Genomic DNA, 2,056 nt, shown 5'->3' on the forward strand with positions numbered 1-2,056 from the left:
CGTGAGTGCGGGGTGACGCCGTTCATGGTGGTGCAGGCCGCTGTCGCGGTGCTGCTGTCACGCATGGGCGCGGGTACGGACGTGCCGCTGGGCACGGTCGTGGCGGGCCGGTCCGACCAGGCTCTGGACGGTCTGATCGGGTTCTTCGTGAACACGCTGGTGCTGCGCACGGATGTGTCGGGCGATCCGTCGGTGCGTGAGCTGCTGGCCCGGGTGCGTGAGACGGACCTGGCCGCGTACGCGCACCAGGACGTGCCGTTCGAGCGCCTGGTCGAGGTCGTCAGCCCGCAGCGTTCCATGGCCCACCACCCGCTGTTCCAGGTGATGGTGCTCTTCGACAACAACACCGAGGCATCGCTCGCGCTGCCCGGCCTCCAGGTCTCCGCGGGCGACTCCACCACGACGGTCTCGCAGTTCGACCTGTCGTTCGCCCTGTTCGAGCGTCATGACGGAGACGGCATGCCCGCAGGGATCAGCGGCGAGATCGAATACGCCTCGGACCTGTTCGACGAGGCGAGTGCCGAGGACTTGGGTCAGCGGTTCGTCCGCGTCCTCGAGGCCCTGGTGTCGGCCCCGGAGGAGCCGCTCAGCGCGGTGGACGTCCTGGATGCGGACGAGCGGCGACGGGTGCTGGTGGAGTGGAACGACACCGCGGTGACCGGAGTCGCCGAGGTGTCGGTGGTGGAGCGGTTCGAGGCGCAGGTGGCGGCGACGCCGGATGCGACGGCGCTCACCTTCGGTGAATTCTCCTTGTCCTACGGCGAGTTGAATGCCCGGGCGAATCGGCTGGCGCGCTTCTTGGTGGAGCAGGGTGCGGGTCCGGAGAAGTTCGTGGCGGTGGTGCTGCCGCGTTCGGCGGAGCTGGTGGTCTCGCTGCTGGCGGTCCTGAAGTCGGGTGCGGCGTACGTCCCGGTGGACCCGGAGTTCCCCGAGGACCGCATCGCGTACGTGCTCGAGGACTCGCGTCCGGTACTGACGCTGACCGAGGAGGTCCTTGCGGGATTCGGCCCGGGCGACGCGTACGACGCCGGTGACCTGGGCGTGCCCGGCGATCCGGGCCGGGCCGCCTACGCGATCTACACCTCCGGGTCCACGGGCCGGCCCAAGGGCGTCGTGATCTCCGAAGGCGCGTTGGCCAACTTCCTCGGCTCGATGCAGGACCGTTTCCAACTCTCCGCCGGCGACCGGATGCTGGCGGTGACGACGGTCGGCTTCGACATCGCCGGCCTGGAAATGTATCTGCCGCTCCTGAACGGTGCGGGCCTGATCCTCGCCGACCGTGAGGCGGTCAAGGATCCGTCGATCCTGGGTGCTCTGCTGAAGGCGTCGGACGCGACGGTGATGCAGGCGACGCCGAGCCTGTGGCACGCGCTCGTAGAGGCCATGGTGGACCTGTCCGGCCTGCGGGTGCTGGTGGGCGGCGAGGCGCTGCCGTCGGATCTGGCGGTGACGCTGGCCGGGGCCGCCCGCTCGGTGACGAACCTGTACGGCCCGACCGAGACCACGATCTGGTCGACGGTCGCGGACGTGACGGCTTCGGGTGGGGTGGCCATCGGCCGCCCGATCGCCAACACGCGGGTGTACGTGCTGGATGCGGCCCTGCGACCGGTGGCTCCGGGTGTGCCGGGTGAGCTGTACATCGCTGGTGAAGGCTTGGCCCGCGGCTATCTCGGTCGTCCGTCGCTGACGGCGGAGCGTTTCGTGGCGGACCCGTTCGACTCCGCGGGTGCGCGGATGTACCGCACGGGCGACCTGGTGCGCTGGACGGCCGGTGGTGTTGTGGAGTACATCGGCCGCACCGACTTCCAGGTGAAGGTTCGGGGCTTCCGTATCGAACTGGGTGAAGTCGAGTCCGCCCTGAATGCCGTGACAGGCGTGGCCGGGGCGACCGCGGTGGTCCGTGAGGATCGTCCGGGTGACCGGCGTCTGGTGGCCTACTACGTCGGCGACGCGGACCCGGCGGCCGTGCGGGCACAGATCGCCACCGGACTGCCGGACTACATGGTCCCGGCCGCCCTGGTGGTCCTGGACGAGGTCCCGCTGACGCCCAACGGCA

1 protein-coding gene is annotated in these 2,056 nt (G+C 69.8%); it reads left to right on the top strand.

All coding sequences use genetic code 11. From position 1 onward, the window contains the following. Positions 1-24 precede the first annotated feature (24 nt). On the top strand, positions 25-2,056 hold a 2,032-nt coding region (locus AB0937_RS38485), incomplete at its 3' end, for an amino acid adenylation domain-containing protein (RefSeq protein WP_366718862.1).

The sequence above is a fragment of the Streptomyces sp. NPDC047880 genome (assembly GCF_040706515.1).
Taxonomy (GTDB): domain Bacteria; phylum Actinomycetota; class Actinomycetes; order Streptomycetales; family Streptomycetaceae; genus Streptomyces.